General features: G+C 32.6%; 22 protein-coding genes. 6 read left to right on the forward strand and 16 right to left on the reverse strand.

Annotation, left to right across the window (positions count from 1 at the left end):
• The 5 genes from FA046_RS17420 to FA046_RS16040 all read right to left on the reverse strand — a co-directional run.
• A partial coding sequence (locus tag FA046_RS17420) for an ISAon1 family transposase N-terminal region protein (RefSeq protein WP_205943678.1) occupies positions 1–237 on the reverse strand: 237 nt, incomplete at its 3' end.
• A gap of 243 nt (positions 238–480) precedes the next feature.
• The gene (locus FA046_RS16025) at positions 481–1,920 is read right to left on the reverse strand and encodes a Glu/Leu/Phe/Val family dehydrogenase (RefSeq protein WP_136827554.1); all 1,440 of its coding nucleotides are present in this window, start codon (positions 1,918–1,920) and stop codon (positions 481–483) included.
• A 161-nt stretch (positions 1,921–2,081) separates the two neighbouring features.
• Positions 2,082–2,282: a CcmD family protein gene (locus tag FA046_RS16030; RefSeq protein WP_136827555.1), complete on the reverse strand. Its 201-nt coding sequence runs from the start codon at positions 2,280–2,282 to the stop codon at positions 2,082–2,084.
• Positions 2,283–2,343: 61 nt separating this feature from the next.
• A complete protein-coding gene (gene ccsA, locus FA046_RS16035; RefSeq protein WP_136827556.1) occupies positions 2,344–3,009 on the reverse strand; it encodes a cytochrome c biogenesis protein CcsA in 666 nt (221 codons plus the stop codon).
• Between the two features lie 12 nt (positions 3,010–3,021).
• Positions 3,022–3,681: a heme exporter protein CcmB gene (locus FA046_RS16040; RefSeq protein ID WP_136827557.1), complete on the reverse strand. Its 660-nt coding sequence runs from the start codon at positions 3,679–3,681 to the stop codon at positions 3,022–3,024.
• A gap of 55 nt (positions 3,682–3,736) precedes the next feature.
• On the opposite strand from FA046_RS16040, the gene FA046_RS16045 reads away from it, so the two are divergent.
• Positions 3,737–4,219 carry a methylated-DNA--[protein]-cysteine S-methyltransferase gene (locus FA046_RS16045; protein ID WP_136827558.1) on the forward strand — a complete coding sequence of 161 codons (483 nt, stop codon included), beginning with the start codon at positions 3,737–3,739 and terminating at the stop codon, positions 4,217–4,219.
• A gap of 3 nt (positions 4,220–4,222) precedes the next feature.
• On the opposite strand, the gene FA046_RS16050 is transcribed toward FA046_RS16045, so the two are convergent.
• The 7 genes from FA046_RS16050 to FA046_RS16080 all read right to left on the reverse strand — a co-directional run bounded on the left by FA046_RS16050 (position 4,223) and on the right by FA046_RS16080 (position 13,098).
• A complete protein-coding gene (locus FA046_RS16050; protein ID WP_136827559.1) occupies positions 4,223–6,139 on the reverse strand; it encodes a hybrid sensor histidine kinase/response regulator in 1,917 nt (638 codons plus the stop codon).
• Between the two features lie 2 nt (positions 6,140–6,141).
• Positions 6,142–6,708, reverse strand: a complete 567-nt coding sequence (locus FA046_RS16055) for a chemotaxis protein CheB (RefSeq protein WP_136827560.1) — start codon at positions 6,706–6,708, stop codon at positions 6,142–6,144.
• A complete protein-coding gene (locus FA046_RS16060; RefSeq protein WP_136827561.1) occupies positions 6,705–7,535 on the reverse strand; it encodes a CheR family methyltransferase in 831 nt (276 codons plus the stop codon). Before FA046_RS16060 ends, FA046_RS16055 begins: the two co-directional genes overlap by 4 nt.
• Positions 7,536–7,543: 8 nt before the next feature.
• On the reverse strand, positions 7,544–10,972 hold the full coding sequence (locus tag FA046_RS16065; protein ID WP_136827562.1) for a response regulator: 3,429 nt from the start codon (positions 10,970–10,972) through the stop codon (positions 7,544–7,546).
• A 153-nt stretch (positions 10,973–11,125) separates the two neighbouring features.
• Positions 11,126–11,461 carry a gliding motility protein GldC gene (gldC, locus tag FA046_RS16070; protein WP_136827563.1) on the reverse strand — a complete coding sequence of 112 codons (336 nt, stop codon included), beginning with the start codon at positions 11,459–11,461 and terminating at the stop codon, positions 11,126–11,128.
• Between the two features lie 33 nt (positions 11,462–11,494).
• Entirely contained in the window at positions 11,495–11,767 is a 273-nt protein-coding gene (locus FA046_RS16075) for a hypothetical protein (protein ID WP_136827564.1), read from the reverse strand.
• Entirely contained in the window at positions 11,767–13,098 is a 1,332-nt protein-coding gene (locus tag FA046_RS16080; RefSeq protein WP_136827565.1) for a DEAD/DEAH box helicase, read from the reverse strand. Before FA046_RS16080 ends, FA046_RS16075 begins: the two co-directional genes overlap by 1 nt.
• 92 nt (positions 13,099–13,190) lie before the next feature.
• Between FA046_RS16080 and FA046_RS16085 the strand changes: the two genes are divergently transcribed.
• The 4 genes from FA046_RS16085 to hscA all read left to right on the forward strand — a co-directional run bounded on the left by FA046_RS16085 (position 13,191) and on the right by hscA (position 18,338).
• A complete protein-coding gene (locus FA046_RS16085; RefSeq protein WP_136827566.1) occupies positions 13,191–14,069 on the forward strand; it encodes a carbohydrate kinase family protein in 879 nt (292 codons plus the stop codon).
• 5 nt (positions 14,070–14,074) lie between these two features.
• Positions 14,075–15,409, forward strand: a complete 1,335-nt coding sequence (locus FA046_RS16090; protein ID WP_136827567.1) for a dihydroorotase — start codon at positions 14,075–14,077, stop codon at positions 15,407–15,409.
• Between the two features lie 250 nt (positions 15,410–15,659).
• A complete protein-coding gene (locus FA046_RS16095; protein WP_136827568.1) occupies positions 15,660–16,190 on the forward strand; it encodes a transposase in 531 nt (176 codons plus the stop codon).
• 309 nt (positions 16,191–16,499) lie between these two features.
• Positions 16,500–18,338 (forward strand): Fe-S protein assembly chaperone HscA, encoded by a 1,839-nt coding sequence (gene hscA / locus FA046_RS16100; RefSeq protein WP_136827569.1) that lies wholly within the window; start codon positions 16,500–16,502, stop codon positions 18,336–18,338.
• A gap of 54 nt (positions 18,339–18,392) precedes the next feature.
• Here hscA and FA046_RS16105 read toward each other — a convergent pair whose 3' ends face one another.
• The 4 genes from FA046_RS16105 to FA046_RS16120 all read right to left on the reverse strand — a co-directional run bounded on the left by FA046_RS16105 (position 18,393) and on the right by FA046_RS16120 (position 21,382).
• Positions 18,393–18,686 carry a hypothetical protein gene (locus tag FA046_RS16105; protein ID WP_136827570.1) on the reverse strand — a complete coding sequence of 98 codons (294 nt, stop codon included), beginning with the start codon at positions 18,684–18,686 and terminating at the stop codon, positions 18,393–18,395.
• A 106-nt stretch (positions 18,687–18,792) separates the two neighbouring features.
• Positions 18,793–20,061 carry an oligogalacturonate lyase family protein gene (locus tag FA046_RS16110; protein ID WP_136827571.1) on the reverse strand — a complete coding sequence of 423 codons (1,269 nt, stop codon included), beginning with the start codon at positions 20,059–20,061 and terminating at the stop codon, positions 18,793–18,795.
• A gap of 394 nt (positions 20,062–20,455) precedes the next feature.
• On the reverse strand, positions 20,456–20,911 hold the full coding sequence (locus FA046_RS16115; protein WP_136827572.1) for a DUF2721 domain-containing protein: 456 nt from the start codon (positions 20,909–20,911) through the stop codon (positions 20,456–20,458).
• A 3-nt stretch (positions 20,912–20,914) separates the two neighbouring features.
• A complete protein-coding gene (locus tag FA046_RS16120; RefSeq protein ID WP_136827573.1) occupies positions 20,915–21,382 on the reverse strand; it encodes a GreA/GreB family elongation factor in 468 nt (155 codons plus the stop codon).
• Between the two features lie 144 nt (positions 21,383–21,526).
• Here FA046_RS16120 and FA046_RS16125 point away from each other — a divergent pair, with 144 nt between their 5' ends.
• On the forward strand, positions 21,527–23,158 hold the full coding sequence (locus FA046_RS16125) for an ABC-F family ATP-binding cassette domain-containing protein (protein WP_136827574.1): 1,632 nt from the start codon (positions 21,527–21,529) through the stop codon (positions 23,156–23,158).
• Positions 23,159–23,174: the final 16 nt, after the last annotated feature.

A 23,174-nucleotide genomic window follows, 5' to 3' on the forward strand; every position in this document is an offset into this window, starting at 1 on the left:
CCATCTACGCCTTTTAAGCTTTAAAAAGCATGGCTTGCCACGTAAAGGAAAGTCTCTCACCGAAATCTCATCGAAAAAACCTTTTGATCTCAGTTTTTGACCACTAAACTCTATTGGTGCAATATTCTTTTCTTTCAGATAGATATAATAAGAATCTGTTATCGTCTCTACTTTATCCAGTTCAAAGTAGTCGCTAAGCCCCTCAGGAAGTATTATTGATAGTAATGTAGAGTCCAAAATATTGTCTTTCTACAAAAATAATTAAAAAATATTCCTCCCCAACTTTTACGCTTGATCCGAATAAAGTTATTAAACCGGATGGAAATGGCAGCCCCGACGAAGAGGACTGTGTTTTGGAAGAGGGCTATAATGTACAGCCGGACTAGCCTGATTTTTTTTGCAATACAGCACCTTTTCAAAAAATATGAACAAAAAAAGGGAAACAAAATGCTTCCCTTTTTAATAATGGTTTTTAATAGCTTATGGCCAAATCCCCATGTTCATATAAGAAACGGCAATTTTATCTACTGCACCAATAAATGCTGCAGTTCTTAAACTATCAATTTTTTTGTTGCTCATTTTAATCTCACGAATTTCGTGATAAGAGCGCACCATGGTATCTTCTAAGCCTGAATTTACAATCTCTAATTCAGTTGCTCCTTTTGCAATCATAGCTCTTTGCTCGGCAGTTAAAGTTACACCTGTGGTAGATTCTACCATATTCATGATGTTGATGTTAGAGTTTTCATCATAACGACGGCCCATACGACCAAATGCTACGTGAGAAAGATTTTTTAACCACTCAAAATAAGAAACAGTTACCCCTCCTGCATTTGCATACATATCTGGAATAATGATTCCACCATTTTCTATAAATGCTGCTGCTGCTGCTGGCGTTGTTGGGCCATTTGCGCCTTCGGCAATAATTTTAGCTTTTATTCTGGCTATGTTTTTATCGGTAATTTGGTTTTCTAAAGCGGCTGGCACTAAAATATCGCAATCTTGCTCTAAGCCTTCTGAAGAATCTTTAAATTCTTTTGAAGCCTTTGGATAACCTAAAATTGATCCTGTAGATTTTCTGTGGTTGAAAACATCGTCTAAATCTAAACCATTTTCGTTGTAGATAGCGCCTTCATATTCGCAAAAGCCAACTACTATTGCTCCAAATTCTATTAAGAATTTAGCGGAATGATAACCTACATTACCCAATCCTTGAACAATTACTTTTTTGCCTGCTAAACCAGCTGTAAGACCCAACGCTTTCATGTCTTCGGCAACAGAAACACATTCTCTTATGGCATAAGCTACGCCTCTGCCTGTAGCTTCTCTTCTACCAGCAATTCCATGCAATGCAATTGGCTTACCTGTAACGCAACCTAAGGCATCTAACTGCCCTGGATTCATGGTTAAATAAGTATCTGCAATCCACGACATTTCTCTTTCACCTGAACCATAATCTGGAGCAGGAACATCTATACCAGGACCAATAAAATTTTTCTTGATTAACTCTACAGTATATCTACGAGTAATATTTTCTAACTCGGCTACTGTATAATTTTTTGGATTGATTTTGATTCCTCCTTTTGCTCCCCCAAAAGGTACGTTAACAATAGCGCATTTGTAAGTCATTAATGCGGCTAATGCCATTACCTCATCTTCGTTCACCATTTCACTGTAACGAATACCGCCTTTTGTTGGCGACATGTGGTGTGAGTGTTCTACTCGCCAAGCATGAATAATTTCGAAACTATTCCCTCTTCTAATAGGGAACTGAAAACGATAAACACTGTTACACGCTTTAATTTGATTAAGTAATCCTTTATCGTGATTAGTAAATTGAGCTGCCTGATCTACGTATTGACAAACATCATCATAAAAATGAGGTTCTTCTGTAAATATAACCTCGCTTGCTTTGGCCATAATGCTAATATTTGGTTAAAATTGGATTTAAATTTTAGTGCAAATTTGAGTTAAAAAAACCCATACTTGCAAATGAAAAAAAGTTAGTGTTTTAACTACACATTTGTTCTTTTGAAATAAATGTTGCTTTAAATTATTTAAACTAAGTATTTGAACTGTTTTTATTTTTCGATTTTTTTTAATCTTTTATCAATAGTGAACAGATATACGATAAAAGATACGAAAAGTAGTGTCATAACGGCAACCACCACATAAATTTTACCCGAACTTCTAAGCTCATCTGCCATTTCAATTTTACCTTCTTGAGCAAACACACCCAGTGAAATAATAAAGAAGCTGAACAATGATATTAGTTTTTTCATTAGATTTTAATTTGTTTTTAAAGTGATTATAAGTGGCAAAATAATTTAAATACTATAGAAACTAATCTATTTGATTTTGTTTGTTTTCTATTAATCTGATACGGTATCTGATGGTCATGATCCAAACTGAAATTAATATCCAACCTAAAACGGCTGGGTAAAATACAAATCTCATGTTACGATCTAAATCATAAGTTCCAAAACCTGGATTTCCACCGTTACCGGGATGCAATGAATCTGTTAAGCGAGGTAAAATAAACAACAAAACAACCATTGCCGGAAATGCGAAAATATTATAGATAGCTGATATTTTTGCTCTCTTTTGCTCTTCTTCTATAGAGCTTCTTAAAACGATATAAGCTAAATACATTAAAGTTGAAATGGCTGCACTATTTAATTTTGGATCATTTGGCCAAGGAGAACCCCATGTATAGTTAGCCCAAATCATTCCTGATGCCAAACCTATAAATCCAAAAACGATACCTGTATTTACACTTTCTACAGCAATTAAATCGTGATTTTCATTGCCAGAATTAAGGTATTTGATGCTATAAATTACTGACACTAAATAAACTACAATCATGGCAAACCACATGGGCACATGAAAATATAAATTTCTGATGCTTTCATGCAATATGGGTAATTCTGGAACTTGAATTAATAAACCGCCTATAACAGTGTAAAGAACCAATATTGAAGCCAGAATTTTCCACCAGTTTTTATACATAGAGAATGATTTTTAGTCTCGCCAAAGGTAAGGAAATAGTAGTAAAGAAATCACGATTACGATTAGATTTATGGCGCATAAAACACCAATTTCATCTAAAGAAACAGACCTATCTAGACCGTCCATTGCATTTTTAGATAGTTTAATAATGAGCATGAGCAAAGGTATAATTACCGGAAAACTCAAAATAGCCATTAATGTACCATTATTACTTGCTTTAGCCGCAATGGCTGATATCATAGTGAAAACGGTAGAGAAACTAATAGCGCCTAAAAGTACGGCAACAAAGTACAAAGGCACATCTCCTACATTATTTTGAAAAACAATGCTGTAAAAAACAAGCGCTATGGTTGCCATTAAAATCATCAATAATATGTTATAGATAATTTTTGCAATAATAATAGCTTGCGGACTAGCAATTTGATAGTAATACAATAACCTCCCCTTACTTTCTTGAATAAAACTTTTTGCTATGGCATTAATGGCAGCAAATAATAAAATAATCCAAAAAAGTGCATTCCAAACCAAAGGAGGCGTAGTTTTAAAAGAAAGGTAGCAAACAAAAACGGTAGAAATTACATAAAGTAAAATTCCATTAAAAGCATACTTTGATCTCCATTCTAATAGAATTTCTTTTTTTAAAAGAAAACGTACCTGGGTTATTAAATTCATGCTTCACAAAGTTAATAAAGCTTTCTATTTGTGGTTAAAAATCCGATATTTAAAAATGCCTTTAATTTACTTAGACTCTCCTATTGGTAACATAGAAATTACCGAAACAATGGGTTTTATTTCCTCCATTGTTTTTGTTGACGATAAAACAAAAGAAGAAGAACCAACTTCTTTGTTAAAAGATGTAAAAGAACAATTAAATGGATATTTTGAAGGTAAAATACATTCGTTTAACTTCCAAATGCAGCAAAACGGCACTCATTTTCAACACCAAGTTTGGGAAGCTTTAAAAGAAATTCCTTTTGGGGTGCAAATTTCTTATACTACTCTTTCTGTAAAAATGAAAAATCCTTTGGCGATAAGAGCAATTGCTGCTGCAAATGGAAAAAACAATAATTTAATTGCTATTCCTTGCCATAGAGTAATAGGAATGAATGGCGAAATGACTGGCTATGCAGGAGAAATTTGGCGTAAAAAGTGGCTATTAGCACATGAAACTAAAATTGCTGGAGTTGGGCAGGCTAGTTTAGAATTCTAATTTTTAAACTAACATTTTACTCATTAATCTATGTAAATCAACTAATTTAAAAGGTTTGGTTAATACATCGTCCATACCTGCGGCTAAAGCGGCCTGTTTTTCTTCTTCTAAAACTGCTGCTGATAAAGAAATAATTTTGATTGCTTTTTTTGCTCCTTCAAATTCGTTCCTTATTTTTTGAGTAGCTTCAAAACCACCCATATCTGGCATGTGCGTATCCATCAAAATCAAATCAAAATTATCTGATCTTAAATATTCTAAAACCTTTAATCCGTTATCTACAGCTGAAACCTCTATTTCCCATTCCTTTAATATTTTCATAATCATAAACTGATTGACCATATTATCTTCGGCTAATAAAACCCTTTTCCCTTTAAACGAGGCGAACTTAGGATCTAGTTCAACAGAAAAATTAGACATCACACTATCTAAGGCAAAATTATTCTCAAACGTAAAAACACTTCCCTCTCCTATTTTACTACTTACGCTTAATTTACCGCCTTTAAGTTCGGTTAGTTTCTTAACTATAGCTAAGCCTAAACCGGTCCCTCCATATTTCATAGCGGTATCATCTTCTGCTTGTACATATGGTTCAAAAATATTATCAATTCTATTTGCTTGAATTCCTATGCCAGTGTCTGTAACAGAAATAGTTAACGTTACAGCATCTGAGGTATTTTTTTTTGCTTTCACACTTAAAGTTACGCTTCCTTTTTCTGTGAATTTTATGGCGTTGCTTAATAAATTCATCAAGATTTGGTTAAGCCTTAAACCATCAGCAATAATATAAGTTGGCACAGATTGATCAATTACCAGGTTAAGCTTTATTAGTTTTTCATCTGCTTTAAAGCGTAAAAGATTGGTGACCGATTGAAGCTGATCTTTTAAATTAATTTCTTTTCTGAGGATAGAAAACTTACCCGATTCTATTTTAGATAGGTCTAATAAATCATTTACTACACCTAATAAAGACTGAGAAGAAACTTCTAAGAGTTTAACCATCTCTTTTTGATCTTCATCTAAAGTTGTACTGTTTAATAAATTAGACAAGCCAATAATTCCATTTATGGGTGTACGTAACTCATGGCTCATGTTAGCTAAAAAAAATTCTTTTACTTTTTTGGCGTTCTCTGCAGATGTTTTGGCTTCAATTAACTGATTTTCATACTCTTTTTGATTTGTGATATCACTGATATTGAAAAAATAAGTATCGTTTTTATGGCTCACACGATATTCTACCCACAAAATATCTTGGTTACTTTTTTTAAGTCTCACTTCTGCCACTACAATGTTAAGCATGCCATAAACTAAGTTTTGAAGTTGATTTTGAAAAGATTCTTGATCTTCTTCTACCAAAAATTGGGTGATTTTTTGGCCAAGCACATCATCTATTTTATAGCCTGTTAATGTTTCTATAGCTGGGCTAATGGTTAAAATATTATTATCTATTGCATTTACAGAGCATATAATATCGGGCGAATTATTAACTACAATGGCATAATTAGCCAATTCCTCATTTTTTTTCTTGATTTCATATTGGGCTTTTGCTAATTGCACAAACGAATCTACTTTGGCGGCTGTAACATAAGGATTTAATGGTTTGTATAAATAATCTATTGCACCAGCATTTAAGCCTTTAACTACATATTTTACATCTTTAGAAATTGCAGTAACAAAAATAACAAGGATATCTTTTGTTCTTGGATTTGATTTTAACATTTCTGTTAATTCAAATCCATCAATTTCTGGCATTTGAACATCAATAAGAGCTATGGAAATATCATTTTCCCAAGCTAATTTTAATGCCTCATTTGGACAGGTAGTATTGATAATATTGATGTCATCTCTTTTAATTAATGCTTCTAAAGCAATGAGATTTTCTTCTCTATCATCAACTAATAAAATATTAATTTTATGCATATCTATTTGGCAAAACTGAGCATCAATAGCTCAATTTCTTTTGTTTTTAATGTTTTGTTAACTGCATTTAAAGTTATTGCGGCTAAAGGCATGGTGTCAACTTCTGCCTCGTTTGGATCTTGAGCTATGGTTTCGCCACCAAGGCTCTTACTTTTTAATAACCCTAATGCGCCATCTTGGTTTGCACCAGAGAACAAAATTGCTAATAATTTACTCTTATATACCTCTGCCGCACTTTGAATAGTTAAATCAATAGATGGCCGACTGAATAAAACAGGTTCAGAAACATCTAAAGAAAAAACCTTTTCTTTTTCAATAAACAAATGATAATCTGACGGACATAAGTAAACTATTCCTCCTTTTATCTCATCTTTATCTGTAATCTCTTTCACTATAATTTCACTTGCATTATTCCATAAACCCTCTAAATTATTATCCTGCTTTTTACCCCTATGCATAACTACAACTACAGGAATTGCATAAGAAGCGGGTAACTTTTTAACCAATTCATAAATTACATGAAAAGCACCCGCAGAACCTGCTAATATGATAAGCTCTGGAGTTTTCATTTAATACGTTGATAAATATTTTGTTTACTATCTATTACCTTTAACCTACTTAATAGTTCTTTAGATCTAACCGCTTCTTTAGATCCTAAGCATAAAAACCCGAATAAGCATAGGCTATCAATAAAAAGTTCAATCACTTTAGCCTGCAACTCCACTTCAAAATAAATAAGTACATTTCTACAACTGATGAGTTGAAATTCATTAAAAACACCATCAGATAACAAGTTGTGAATAGAAAAATGAGTGTTTTTTTTGAGTTGACTTTTGATAGTGCTATTGTGATAACCAACAGTAAAATAGTTAGAAAAAGCTCTCTGAAAATCTGTTTTAACATAATTATTAGCAAACGAACGCATATCTATTAAAGAATAAATACCGTTTTTAGCCTCTTCTAATACCTCTGTATTAATATCTGTTCCATAAAAAAAAGCCTTATCAAACATTCCGTTTTCAGAGAAAAGTATCACAAAAGAATATAACTCTTGCCCTGATGAAACACCTGCATTCCACACTTTTATTCTACTGTATGAATCTAAATAAGGTAATACATTTAAAGATAAACTTTTGTAAAATGCTGGATCTCTAAACATCTCGGTAACGTTTACCGTAATTTCTCTTAAAAGGACATCAAAAAAAGAGGGGTCATTAGTGATTGTAGTTTTTAAATCTACTAGAGTCCATTGTTTAATACCTAAAAGTCTTTCGAATCTTCTTTTTAAAGACGATTTACTGTATTGCGAAAAATCAAAGCCATAAATATTTTTGATTAAGTTTATTAAGCTCAATAAATCATCATCACTTAAGCTGTCCTTAACTTGGGCTGTCATATTTATTTTTAAGCTATCCAAACTTTAACTAAAGCAAGTAACTTATCTGTATCTATTGGTTTGGTAATGTACTCATTTGCACCAGCGGCAATACATTGGTCTTTATCTTCTTTCATGGCTTTTGCCGTTAATGCAATAACGGGCAATTTCTCTAAAATTGGGTTTGCCCTTATCCTCCGCATTGCTTCTAAACCATCCATTTTAGGCATCATAATATCCATTAACACTAAATCTATGGCACTTACTTTATGCAGCTTTTCTAATGCCTCAATACCATTATTTGCAATTTCTAATTTATAGCCGTTGGTATCTAAAATAGCACTTAGCGCAAAAATATTACGCATATCATCATCCACCAGCAAAATGGTTTTATTTTTTATTTCGTTATTATGAACCGAGCGTTTTGGTTTGGATATTTTTCCATCCTCTTTTTTAATTTGATGAAGAAATAAATTCACTTCATCTATTAACCGATCACCAGATTTTGAAGATTTCATGATGGTGGCATTGGCATGTTTTACCAAATTATTCATCTCTTCTTGATCCAAATCCATTGCCGTATTAATAATAACGGGTAAGTCTTTAAATCTGTCATCGATCTTAATTCTCTCTAACAGCTCAAAACCAGAAATATCTGGTAGGTTTAGATCTAATATTAAGCAGTCAAACTCTTGCTCTTCTAAAAACATTAAAGCCTGTTGTCCATTAAAAGCTTGTTGCACTTTAATGTTTTTACTTCTGAAAAGATTGGCCAAAACTTCGCTTTCAGCTTCTTTATCTTCAATAAGCAAAATATTTTTACTTAGGTTATCATTAGATAGTAATTCTGTGAAAATTTTATCTAAAGCATCTTTGTCTACAGGTTTTTTAAGAAATGACAAGGCGCCAGAGTGAATGGCCTTTTGCTCTCTTTGATCTCCGGCAGACATCATGTGAATAGGTATTAATTGAGTGGATGCCTCTGATTTTAACCTTTTTAAAACCGCCCAACCATCTATTCCTGGCAACATGATGTCTAATAAAATAGCATCGGGTTTTATTTCTAAAGCCTTTTCTATTGCCGATTCGCCATCATAAACCTGAACAGCCTCAAACCCTTTTCTACTCACATAACCCTTTAAAAAATGATTAAAAAATAAATCATCTTCTACAATTAAAATTAATGGTTTCTCTTTGATGATTGCATGCTCTGGATCTGCAAATACAGGTTTAAACTGTTTTATAATTGGAGTTGCTAGTAAATCTAAACTTGTTTTTTCTGATGGAGATTTTTGATTTAAACCAACTTTTATTGGAATAATTAAAGAGAAAACACTGCCATTATCTTCTTTACTTTCTAAGGTGATAAAGCCATTCATTTTTTGGGCTAACTCTTTGCTTATGGAAAGCCCTAATCCTGTACCTCCAAATTTTCTGCTGGTAGAGCCATCTACTTGTTGGAAGGCCTCAAAAATTAACTTTTGCTTTTCTTCTGGAATACCAATTCCATTGTCTATAACTTTAATTTCAATATTTTCACTATCTTTTTGAGTACTAAAAACAACTTTTACCTCTCCGTTTTTTGGGGTAAATTTAAAAGCGTTTGATAATAAATTTTTTAGTATTTGTTCTATCCTTTGCTTATCAACCTCAATTGTTTGAGGTAATTGAGTATCAATTTCTATATCAAATTTAATTTCATTATCTGTGGCAACTTCATAAAACAGCTGAATTAAATCATCTTTAATCTCTTCTAAAGCAACTTCTTCATAAGTGAAATCTAATTTACCAGATTCAATTTTTGCTAAATCAAGGATGTCATTAATCAGCGATAGCAAATCATTACCTGCTTTGTAAATTACGTTGGCATATTTAGCTTCTTCAGCTGATAAATTTTTTTCTTTGTTGTCTTTTAATATTCTTGCCAAAATAAGAATGCTATTTAGCGGTGTTCTTAACTCGTGGCTCATATTAGCCAAAAACTCTGTTTTATATTTTCCGCTTTGTTCTAGCTCTTCCATTTTAATAAAAACAGATGCTCTGGCCTCTTCAATTACTTGGTTATTCTCTAACAATAACTTTGCTCTTTCTTCTAACTCAAAATTTATTTCTTTAAGTTCTTCTTGCTGTACTCTTAATTCTTCTTCAGAAGATTGTAGCATTTGAGTTTTGGTAACTAATTCATCATTAGCCATTCTTAATTCTTCTTGCTGGCTGCTTAATTCTTCAGCCTGTATTTGAGTTTCTTCAAACAAAGCTTGAGCAAATGCTCTTGATTGTGCTGTGTTTATAGCTACTCCAATCACATCAGAAGCCATTTTTATGAATTCTTGTTCCTGTAACCCTACTTTATTATCAAAACCAAACTCTAAAATTCCTTTTACTTTGTTGTTAAAATAAAAAGGGATAATTAAACTTTCTAAGGGTTGAGAAGTAATTAAGCCTGTAGAAATTTCTAGGTTTTTAATTAATTCTCCTTTTATAATTACAGGTTTTTTATCCGCAGCTACTTGTCCAATCCAAGTTTCATTGAGCTTAAATTTTTTCTTTGTATTTGCGGTAATGGTAAAAGCATATCCAGCCTTTAATTCAAAATCTTGTTCATTCTCTGCCGCTAAGTAAATGGTAGCCACTTTGGATTTTGCGTATTCTGCTATAATAGAAATGATATTACTAGTCATTTCTTCTATAGAAAGTTCACCCTGTATTTCTTCATTTAGTTTACTAATTCCGATTAAAATCCATGCTTTTTCTTCATTAGCCTTTGATAAATTTACAAGCTCATAGTTAATGCTATTTAAATTGTTTTTTGCTTCACTTTGCCCTTTAAAAGCATCACTAATAAATTTAAAAAGAATAGCAACTACCAAAAATATAAGTGACGATCCAATTATAATGATGATTGACGTTCTAGAAATCGAATAATTAGCATCATTTTGGCGCTTTTCTAAAATAACACTTTCAGTTTTAATAATGTCATTAACCAACTTTCTAATTTTATCCATTTTTTGCTTCCCACTTCTTAAAGTAGCAATAACAGACTCATCCACTTTAAAATTAGGTTGTCTTTTTAAATTGATTACTGAGTTTAAAGTTTCTATTCTTTGGTTAACATAAAAATTAAGGGAATCCATTCGAACAGCTTGAGAAGGATTATCTGATATAAGAGTTGATAGCTTGTTGATAGTTGGAGCTATTTTTGGCAAAGCTTTATTGTACGCTTCTAAAAACTCTTCATTACCTGTTATAATAAAGCCACGCTGCCCAGTTTCTAAATCAACTACTTCTTTCTTTAATAAATCAGCAGTGCTAATAACATTGGTGGTATGCATTACCAATTCTTGGTCTGATTTTAAATTTTGAAGACTTAAATAAGATAGCGTCCCTATAAAAAAAACAAGACCTAAGGATAAAGTAATGCCTATAGCTATCCAAACTTTGAAGGAAAATTTGATCATCAAAAGATTTATTTTAAAGAGTATAAGGTAGGAATATTTTCATTAAAATAAACATGCAACATATTAAATTTTAAACTGTTTTTAGCATAAAAAAACCCAAAATTTGAAGTTACAATTTCAAATTTTGGGTTTTAAAAATTAAGTTAGTTTATATTATTTAGTTTCTGTAATCTCCATTTTTTCGGCAAAATGGGCACAGTAGTCTCTTAAATCTTCTACAATATTAGTTTCGCCGGTTGCTCTTAAAAAGCTATCGGCCATAGTTTGCAAAGTTTCATAAAAAAAACGCTTCATTTCATCTACGGGCATATCTTTTGTCCATAAATCTATTCTTAAGCTGTTTTTATAATTATGATCCCAAAGTGCCAACATCATAGATTTTACAGCTAAAGCTTCTTTATTTTCAGCATCTGTAGATTCCCAGGTAATATTTTCTGGCACATTATTATCGTCTAATTCAATGGTCAATTTAATTTCTGCTTTTTTCATTCGTTGTTTTTGTTTTTTATTTCAATGATGGTTTCATATTCTTTGAAAAAGAATCATCATCACTAATATTAATATTATAAATGAACCCTGTATTAACCAAATCCATTTAGCACTTTCAATAAATCTTCTGAATAAAATATCAGTTAAAAAAAGGATGAGCGCCAATGCTAAAGTATAAAGTACTTTTACGGTATTACTTACCCAGCTTTTATTGGTATCAAAACCTAACAAACAATAAATGGCGTAGGTAAAGCAAACTGCTACTACTAAATTTAAAGGCGTTATTTTTATCCTCAACTTATTCATTATTTATACTTTTTCTTTTTTGCAGCACTCATTTTTACTCCACCTGCTTTAGCTCTGGCTTGCTTAAACTTATTCTTTTGATTTAATGTTTTTTTCTCATGAAAAGCGCCTTTAAATTCAGGATCTTCTCTTCTTTTTTGCAAATCAATTTCTTTAGCAATATCCTGACGCTCTTCATAAGGTGTTTCTTCAATAAAAACCTTTTCGGGAATAGTTTGAACAGGAATTTGCTGCCTTATTAATTTCTCTATTTTTTGAATAAAATATTCTTCGGCCGGATTACAAAAAGTTACAGCCTTGCCTAAATTATAAGCTCTGCCTGTTCGCCCAATTCTATGAACGTAATCTTCATAAATTACCGGAACATCAAAATTTATAACATGGCTTACATTAGAAACGTCTATTCCTCTGGCGGCTACATCAGTGGCAACCAAAATTCTAACCTCATCATTTTTAAAAGCGTTGATAGAGTTAATTCTGGTGTTTTGACCTTTATTAGCATGTAAAACCTTTACATGTTTATCGTTAAAACGTCTTAATAAAAACTTATAAACGTTTTCTGCATTTGCTCTGCTTCGGCAAAAAACAATTAATTTAGTTACTGATTCATCATCTTCAACAAAGACCTTTAGTAAATTAATTTTTGTTTTAAAATTAGGAACATGATATAACTCTTGTGCTACTGTTGTTGCCGGAGTGGCTTGTGGCGTAACCTCTATTTTTGTTGGCCACAATAAAAAGTTTTCAGCTAGTTTTTCAATTCGCTCGCTCATGGTAGCAGAAAAAAGCATGTTTTGCCTTTTATGCGGTACCACCTCTAAAATTTTATTGATTTGAGGCATAAAGCCCATATCCATCATTTTATCGGCTTCATCTAAAACTAAAATCTCTAATTTTTTGGTCACAATGTAACCTTCTAAATAAAGATCCATAAATCTGCCGGGCGTTGTAATTAAAATATCTAAGCCTTTTTTAATCTCTTCTATTTGAGTTTTTGGACCCAAACCACCGTAAATTACATAAGAACGCAAATCGGTGTATTTAGAGTAAGCCTTTACATTTTCGGCTATTTGCATGGCCAATTCTCTGGTTGGGGCAACAATTAAACCTCTTATATCATTCCCTTTAGCATATTTCAGCTTCATAATCATAGGCAAAACATAAGCAGCGGTTTTTCCGGTACCTGTTTGCGCAATACCTAAAACGTCTTGTCCGTTTAATATTGGCGGAATCGCTTTTTCTTGAATGGGTGTGGGTGTTTCATAACCGGCATCAGCAATAGCATTTAATACCTGTCGGTTAAAATCGAAATCCTCAAAAGTTTTGGACATTCGACAAAGATACGATTTGATTTACGATGTACGATTTTAGATTGAAGATTTTGACCTTTTGATTTATATCTTCGTATTTTAATGAATAAAAAATGTTAAAAAACAAGATTGTAACCATTGGTGAAATTTTATTCGATGTTTTTGAAAACACTAAAAAACCCGGAGGTTCTTCCTTAAATGTTTCACTTCATTTGCAAAAACAAGGAATTCCAGTCGGTTTTATTAGTGCTGTTGGCGATGACCAAAACGGGGAAGAACTTTTATCTTATTTAAAAGATCAAAATTTTGACACCTCACATATTCAAACCTCATCTTTACCTACAAGTACCGTTACGGTACAATTAGACAAAAATAAACAAGCTTCTTATATCATAAATAAACCCGTAGCTTGGGATGATATTGCTTTAAATAATGATTTAATAGAATTGGTAAAAGCTGCCGATGCTTTTGTTTATTGTAGCCTCACCTGTAGGGAGTTAAAAAGTAAAAACACCATTTATCAGCTCTTAGAATATGCACAACTCAAGGTTTTTGATATTAATTTAAGACCTCCATTTTATGAAATTGAAACTTTAAAATATCTTTTAGCTAAAGTCGATATTTTAAAAATTAATGAAGATGAATTGAGATATTTAACGAACGAACTTTCTTTACCAACATTAGAAAACGAAGCTTTAAAGGTGCTTTCCAAAGAATTTAAACTCCAATTGATTTGCCTTACTTTGGGAGATAAAGGCGCAAAAGTGTATTATAAAAATGAGATTTATAGCCATTCTGGTTATCAAGTTAATGTAGTTGATACTGTTGGTGCAGGCGATGCTTTTTTAGCAACTTTTATTAATTACTATCTTAAAGGAATTAATATGAATCAGATTTTAGAAATTGCTAGCAAAATAGGATCATTTGTGGCTTCACAGGCTGGGGCAAACCCAAAATATCCAGAAAATCTTTTAAATAAATATCCAAATTAGTAGCTATGAATACATATCTCATCAAAAATGCAACTATCATCAACGAAGGAAAACAATTTGTATCTGATGTTTACATCAAAAATCAAAGAATTGAAAAAATTGGAACTTCATTAAATATCCCCGGTGTAAAAGAAATTAATGCAGAAGGAAAATATCTTTTTCCAGGTTTTATTGATGATCAGGTACATTTTAGAGAACCCGGCTTAACCCATAAGGCAGAGATTTATACCGAAGCAAAAGCGGCTGTAGCTGGCGGAATTACTTCTTTTATGGAAATGCCCAACACAGTGCCCAATACTTTAACGCAAGAATTATTAGCAGATAAATATGCCATTGCAGCACAAAGATCATTAGCTAATTACTCTTTTTTTATGGGCGCTTCTAACGATAATTTGGAAGAAGTTTTAAAAACTGATGTAAAAAATGTTTGTGGAATTAAGGTATTTATGGGTTCTTCTACCGGAAATATGCTAGTAGATAATGAAAAAACTTTAGAAGGAATTTTCAAGAATGCCCCTACCCTCGTAGCCACACATTGCGAAGATGAAGCTACCATCCAAAAAAACCTGCAAATATTTAAAGAGAAGTATGGAGAAAATTTAACGCCAGAAATGCATCCATTGATTAGAAGTGAAGAAGCTTGTTATATTTCTTCTTCTTTTGCAGTTGATTTAGCTAAAAAACACGGAACACGTTTACACATCCTACATATTTCTACCGGTAAAGAAACTTTTCTATTCCAAAACGATATCCCATTAAAAGATAAAAAAATCACCGCCGAAGCTTGCATTCATCACCTTTGGTTTTCTGATGAAGATTATAAAACCAAAGGAAATTTTATTAAATGGAATCCGGCGGTAAAAACAGCGTCAGATCGTGATCAACTATTAAAAGCTGTTTTAGATAACCATATTGATGTAATTGCAACAGACCATGCACCACATACTTTAGAAGAAAAATTGCAAACTTATGCTAAAGCTCCTTCTGGCGGACCATTAGTGCAACATGCTTTTAATGCCTTGTTTGAATTGTATCATCAAGGAAAAATAAGTTTAGAAAAAATTGCTGAGAAAACAGCGCACAACCTTGCCATTTGTTTTCAAATTAAAGATAGAGGTTTTATAAGAGAAGGTTATTTTGCCGATTTGGTTTTGGTAGATCTAAATTCAGCTTACGAAGTAAATAAAAGTAACATTTTGTCTAAATGTGGCTGGTCGCCTTTTGAAGGTCAAACTTTTCATTCTCAAATCACTCATACTTTTGTAAGTGGCCATTTAGCTTATGAAAATGGAACGTTCAATGAAAATAAATTAGGTGAAAGATTAAGTTTTGAAAGATAATTGATGATTATAGTGAATTAAAAAATTGAAGGAAATAGCAATAACAAAAACAGATAATCCGAGGATTATCCCTACGTAAAACCATTTTTTTTTAACACATGTAGGGATAACCCTCGGGTTATCCTAATTTAATATCCAAAACAAAAACGGATAATCCGATGATTATCCCTACGTAAAACCGTTTTTTTTTTTACCATATGTAGGGATAACCCTCGGGTTATCCAATTTAAGGTTATCCAAAAAGAATAAGATGAACACCAGAAAATCTATTCGTTTACCAGATTATGATTATTCCCAAGCAGGAGAATATTTTATTACGATTTGCGTAAATAACCGGCTGAATAGATTGGGAGAAATTTCTGATGGAAAAAATATTTTATCTGTAGAAGGAAAAATTGTTGATAAATGGATTGTTCAATTAACAGAAAAATTTCAAACCATTTCCATTGATGATTACATCATCATGCCTAATCATATTCATTTAATCATAGAAATTATTCATCAGAATGAAAATCAACCATCAGAAATTGATAAAGAAGAAGATCATGAAAAATGGAGAATTGCAAGATCTAAAATGCTGTTACCTAAAATTATCAATTATTTAAAATCAAATTCTTCCATTGAAATTAACAGATTGAATAATGAAATTGGGAATAAATTTTGGCAACCCAATTATTACGAACATATCGTTAGAAATGAAAAAGAACATTTAAACATCTCATTTTATATCGAAAATAATCCTGCAACATGGGAAGAAGACAGATTTAATCAACCTACGTAGGGATAACCCTTGGGTTGTCCTTAAAAAAATAACAAAAACGGATAATCCGAGGATTATCCCTACGTAAAACCTTTTTTTTAACCACATGTAGGGATAACCCTCGGGTTATCCTAATGTAATATCCAAAACAAAAACGGATAATCCGAGGATTATCCCTACGTAAAACCATTTTTTTTAACCATATGTAGGGATAACCCTCGGGTTATCCTATTTAAGTTATCCTCAAATTAAAAACCATTTCCTAACCAATGACATTTTATTAACATTGCATCTCGTAAAACTGATTACCTTTGGCGTTGTTAAAATATTATGGCAAAAGTTTCAATTAACCTGGCAACAGCCTCTATACAAAAAGAAGATATTATTGTTGGAATAGATTTAGGCACCACCAATTCTCTGGTTGCTTTTATCAATCCAGATGGGCAACCTAAAGTAATTAACGATATGGGAAGAGGTGTTTTAGTTCCCTCTATTGTTCATTTTGGCAAAAGTGGAGCGCCTTTAGTTGGAAATGAAGCCAAAGAATTTTTAATTACTGATCCTCAAAATACCATTTTTTCTGTCAAGAGATTATTAGGTCGCTCTTACCAAGATGTAGAAAAACATAAAGATTTTTTCTCCTACAAAATTATTGACGACACCAACAACGAAAGTCTGGTAAAAATAAAAGTTGGTGATCAATTTTATACTCCTATTGATCTTTCTGCCCTTATTTTAAAAGAATTAAAAGATAGAGCCGAACATACCTTAAAAACTAAAGTAAGTAAAGCCGTAATTACCGTTCCAGCTTATTTTAATGATTCTCAGCGCCAAGCCACTAGAGATGCTGGTAAATTAGCTGGTTTAGACGTTTTAAGAATTGTAAACGAACCTACTGCCGCATCTTTGGCTTATGGTATCGGGTTAAACCCTGATGAAGAAAAAACCATTGCCGTTTATGATTTAGGTGGCGGAACTTTTGATGTTTCTATCCTTAAAATTCAGAATGGAATTTTTGAAGTGCTTTCTACCAACGGAAATACTTTTTTAGGTGGTGATGATTTTGACCGAGCAATAGTTAATTATTGGATTGCTCAAAACAAGCTCACCAATAAAATTCCGATGCAGGAATTACGCTTAAAAGCTGAAGAAGCCAAAATAGCGATGAGCCACCAAAACTTGTTCAATGAAAAAATTGGAGACATTTTTTGCACATTAGACAAGCAAACTTTTGAGAATTTGATTGCTGAGAAAGTGGAAGAAACTATTGCCGCTTGCCAAAATGCTTTAAATGATGCCAACTTAAAACCATCAGATATTGATGAAATTGTAATGGTTGGCGGTTCTACCAGAACTCATTTGGTAAAACAACGAGTGACTGATTTTTTTGGTAAAGCAGTACATGATAATATTAACCCAGATGAAGTAGTAGCCTTAGGCGCAGCTTTACAGGCTGATGTTTTAGCAGGAAATAGAAAAGATATTTTATTATTAGACGTTACGCCTCTTTCTTTGGGGATTGAAACTATGGGTGGTTTAATGGATATTATTATTCCAAGAAACTCTAAAGTACCTACCAAAGCTGGCCGCCAGTATTCTACTTCTATAGACGGACAAGTAAACATGAAAATTGCTGTTTACCAAGGCGAAAGAGATTTGGTAAAAGAAAATAGAAAACTAGCCGAATTTGACTTAAGAGGAATTCCTTCTATGCCAGCTGGCTTGCCTAAAGTAGATATAAACTTTTTGCTTAACGCCGATGGAATTTTAACCATCCAAGCTATAGAATTACGTTCGGGAGTTAAACAACAAGTAGACATTAAACCAACTTATGGTTTAAAAGACGAAGAAGTTGAGCAAATGCTTTTAGATGCGGTAATTCATGCAAAAGATGATGTTGCCGAACGTATGATTATTGAAGCCAGAACAGAAGGTGAGCAAATGGTGTACACTGTAGAGCGTTTTTTAAATAAAAACGGCAGCTATTTAAACGAAGAAGAAACCGTTAAAACTTTAGCCTTAATTGCTCAGTTAAAAGAAACTTTAGCAGGAAACCTAAAAGATGCTATTCTAAACACCATTGATGCTTTAAATGAATACACTCGTCCGTTTGCAGAAAGATTAATGGATGTAGCTGTTTCACAAGCCATGAAGGGTAAAGAAATTTAAGAAAAAAAACAGGGCAAATTGCCCTGTTTTTTTATCTAATAAAATAACGAAATCTTATTTCAAGTTATTGATAGCTTCTTGTTCTTTTAAGCCTTCAATATCATTTTTCTTTTCAAAATTATTTTTAACTTCATCAAAATTTGATAAAATTTCACTGATATCATCTAAAATATCGGCTACTTTTTGGTGCATATCTGGCAATTTATCAGCTAACTTTTTATTGTTTAACTCCATATTATCCACCTCAATTTTACCAATTTTTTGAATTACAGCTGTTTGGCTATGCTTCAAATCAGTTAATTCATTGGTGATTTTTTCCATCAATTCAAACTTCTTCAACTTATCCATATTTTTTATTCTTGGTTATTCCCTTAAAGTCCAGAAATAGTGCCAAAATTAAATCTGGTGTTTTAATGACTTCAAAAATTGGTCGTAAAAAGCAATTCCAGCTCGTTTATAATTTTTTAGAACTTTTTGCAATTTCCACTCCGTAAACCTGACTTTCACCTTCAAAATTCGCTCTAAAAATAATCCATTTCCCATCTGGAGAAAAATGAACATTAGGTTCTAATTTATATTGATGATGTTTCATGTTTACCAATTTCTCCGTATCAAAATGATCGCCATTAGGTGTAAATAAATTTATCCATTGCCCATTAGGTGCTTTAGCTACCGCACCTGGATCTCCGCCATCACCTGCAAACAAAGTTTCTGTGGCATTAGAATTATAATGCACACTCCAATCATTACGAGGGAGGCTGTATTTAATCTCTTTTCCGGTTGCCACATCATAACCTGCTACAAAGAAAGTTTCACCTTTGGGTTGCTGTAAATCAAACCACATGGTTTTACCGCTTTTGCCAAACCATTCATGTCCCCATATTTCCATATCCATTGTACGGTGATGTACTTGAGTAATCTTTTTGGTAATCAAATCTATATGCCATATTCTATTTACTTTATGCCATGGCCCTTCGTGGCAAAATGATAGTAAATTAGGATTGGTGGTTGAAAATTGTAAATGGTTTAACCAAGCATTATCAGTAAATACCTTTTTTAATTCGCCCGTTTTAACGTTAATGGTAAATAATGTTTTTGGTAGGTGCGCATCATAAATCAGATTAAAAAAGCTGCTCTTATTGGGGTTGTTCTTTAATATTTCTTTTTCGGCATCAGTAGCTCTTGACCCAGCCAATAAAGTACCATCGGCATTTACTGCCGAAATATTAGATCGAAAATCAGCAGGAAACACAAATACCAGTCTTTCTTTTTTAGTCTCCAAATTTAAAGCAAACACACTATCTTTTACCTGGAAGAAAATTGTTTTTGTTTTTTCACTCACCACTTCCCCATTCATTGATGATTGATGAAAAGTAAGTTGCGTTTTCTTTTTTGTAGCAAGGTTTATACTCCAAATCTGTCTATTGTTAATATTGGTTGTTGGTGCGTCTTCCTTCTTCATATCTGTAACATCAGCAGCTTTTTGGTTGCTATTATTATAAAATATCATTTCGTTACCTATAAAAGGAATGTTATGAAAATAGAAACTTAAACTATTTCCTTGCAAACCATCAGACAAACGCACCACTTTATGATAGGTGTCTTTATCAATCCATTCGGCAGGCATTTTTTTGCCCCCGGTTTCTAAAACTTCTTGGGCTTTTAAACTTAAAGTTGTTACCATTAATGAAATGATAAAAACAGGAATTAAATTCTTTTTCATATTATTTAGGTTGGGTGTTATACATCAAATATGTTTCGAAGATTTGAAATTGGTAATCATACGCATTCTAAAAAATATTTAAATAGCACAATACTGTTTAGCTATTTGATATCATATTTTAAAGAATATTTAATTCGATTTATTTGGTTTTGTTAAGTTAGGCAGATTTAAATTTTCTCCTATCCTGATGTATCCTGCTCCCACTTAAACTATTAAAACAGTAACGTTACTAGAATTACTGCGTATGGCATTTTATTATGAAAAGCTGAACGCTGTACCTAAACCCGACAGTAGCGGATACCGGCCAAGTGATTAAGGCCTAGCGTAGTATGAGCAAATGGCGGGACTAACCTGTTTTAAAAAAAACTGAAACTTGCTTTTCTAAAAAATTGAATTATTTAACCACTTTGCTAAAGAATTTTCTGGCCGAAGACCTGTTTTCTCTTTCAGATTTATCTATTTCATCTTTCAAACTACTCAATTCCATTTTTAAAGCCGTAACCGACATTTGAATTTCTCTTAGGGAAAGATAAAGTGACACCATTAACAATAAAAGACACAAACCAAAAATATACTGCGCCAACTCTATCAATTGATAATACATTAAAAACATACATAAAACACAAAAGAAAAAGCTTACAATACCACAAGCCTGCATGTTTCTGATAATGAAAATCCGTTTTCTAAGGTTAGCCATCTGCCCTAAAAGGTTTGAATCTTTTGAGGCTAAATATTGGGTTTTCATGCCTCTAACAATGCTAGATAGCGCCAAAAACCTATTTGTATAAGCCAAAAGCAATAATGAAATAGCCGAAAAAAGCAACGCTGGCGTAGTTAAAGTGAATTCCATAGATTAGTGTACGTTTAATATTTCTATTTTGTTTTTGTTCATTTCAAACTGATCTCCATTTTTCTTGCCTATTAATAATTTGCCTAATGGCGATGCTGGGGAGATGACAAAAACAGCTTGATTCGCTACTTTAATTTCGCCTAAACTTATGGAAATAAAAAAACTTCCTATGCTGGTATTTACTATATCTCCGGCAATAATCTGTTCGTTTTTAGAATGCAATTGAACGGCTTTAAGATTAAAAATTTGTTGACGGTTTGCTGCCAATTGTTGTTCTAAACGATTAATTTCTTGCTGCATCATTTCTCTGCTGGTTTCGTATTTATCGCCCATACTGCTTTTAGAATCATTAGCAATGCCATCTCGCAAATTGGCTATTTCGGTTTTAAACTCCTGTTCTTTAGTATTCAAAATAGCCAAACATTGGTTATAAATTTCTTCTTTAAAAATATCGGTTTCACTTTGGCTCATTTTTTAAAATTGCAGATTTATTTTCACTTAAATGATTTAAAATAATTTCAATTTATGGGCTCTTGTTGATTTATCATCATTTTAAACCTTAAAGGCCTTATTCTAATCCATAAACCTTACCTTTGCAGCAATTAAAGGAGAATAATGATTACAGTATCAAATTTATCATTACGTTTTGGGAAACGTACATTGTTTGAGGATGTTAACCTCAAATTTACGCAAGGAAATTGCTACGGAGTGATAGGCGCAAATGGCGCAGGAAAATCTACGTTTATGAAAATATTAGCCGGTGAGGTTGACCCAACAAGTGGATCAATTAGCTTTACACCGGGCGAACGTATGGCAGTATTAAATCAAAATCACTATGAGTTTGATGAAATTACAGTTTTAGAAACCGTAATGATGGGCTGGAAAGAGCTTTACACCATTATGAAAGAAAAAGATGCCATTTATATGAAAGAAGATTTTACTGAAGAAGACGGTTTAAGAGCCGGCGAATTAGAAAATCTTTTTGCCGAAATGGATGGCTGGAATGCCGAAAATGATGCCGCTACTTTATTAAGTAATTTAGGCATTAAAGAAGCGCAACATGGCAAACTCATAAAAGAATTAGATGGTAATGAAAAAGTAAGGGCTTTATTGGCTCAGGCTCTTTTTGGTAACCCTGATATTTTAATTTTAGATGAGCCTACCAACGATTTAGATATTGAAACTGTAGGTTGGTTAGAGAATTTTTTAGCCGATTATGAGAACATAGTTTTGGTTGTTTCTCACGATAGACACTTTTTAGATACCGTTTGTACGCATATTGTTGATATAGATTTCAGCAAAATGAACATCTATTCTGGTAACTATAGTTTTTGGTATGAATCTTCTCAATTAGCGTTAAGACAACGTTCTGATCAGAATAAAAAAGCCGAAGACAAGATTAAAGAACTGCAAGAATTTATTCGCCGTTTCTCTGCCAACGCTTCTAAATCTAAACAGGCTACTTCTCGTAAAAAAGCTTTAGATAAGATTAATTTAGATGAGATTAAAGCTTCTAGCAGAAAATACCCCGCCATTATGTTTAACCAAATGCTTCGTGATTTAGGCGATCAGGTTTTACAGGTAGAGAATTTAACTAAAGTTGCCAACGGAGAAACGATGTTTAAAAACGTTAGTTTCACTATTAATAAAGGTGATAAAGTTGCCATACTTTCTCAAAACTCTTTAGCAACCACTGCTTTACATGATATTTTAGCAGGTAGAGATACAGATTTTACTGGCGAATTTAAATGGGGAGTTACCGCAATCCCATCAAGCCTACCTATAGATAACTCTAGTTATTTTGAAGGTAAAAATGATAATTTGGTAGACTGGTTGAGAGATTATTCTCCTTTAGAAAAGGACGAAACTTTTATCAGAAGCTTTTTAGGTAGAATGTTGTTCTCAGGTGAGGAAGTTTTCAAAAAATCAAGCGTGTTATCTGGAGGAGAAAAAATGCGTTGCATGTTTTCTAAAATGATGTTAGAAGGACCTAATGTTTTGTTATTAGATGAGCCAACTAACCACCTTGATTTGGAATCTATTACGGCTTTAAACAACGGAATGAAAGATTTTAAAGGCGTAATTTTATTAACTTCTCGAGATCATGAATTAACAGAAACCGTTGCCAACCGTGTGATAGAAATTACCCCAAAAGGTGCTTTAGATAAAATGATGGATTACGACGAATACATTAGCAGTGATGTAGTGAAGCAACAAAAAGCCGAATTATATGGCGAGTTGGTTTAGTTAATGTGCCGATTTT

It is taken from the genome of Pedobacter cryophilus, assembly GCF_005116455.1.
Lineage (GTDB): Bacteria > Bacteroidota > Bacteroidia > Sphingobacteriales > Sphingobacteriaceae > Pseudopedobacter > Pseudopedobacter cryophilum.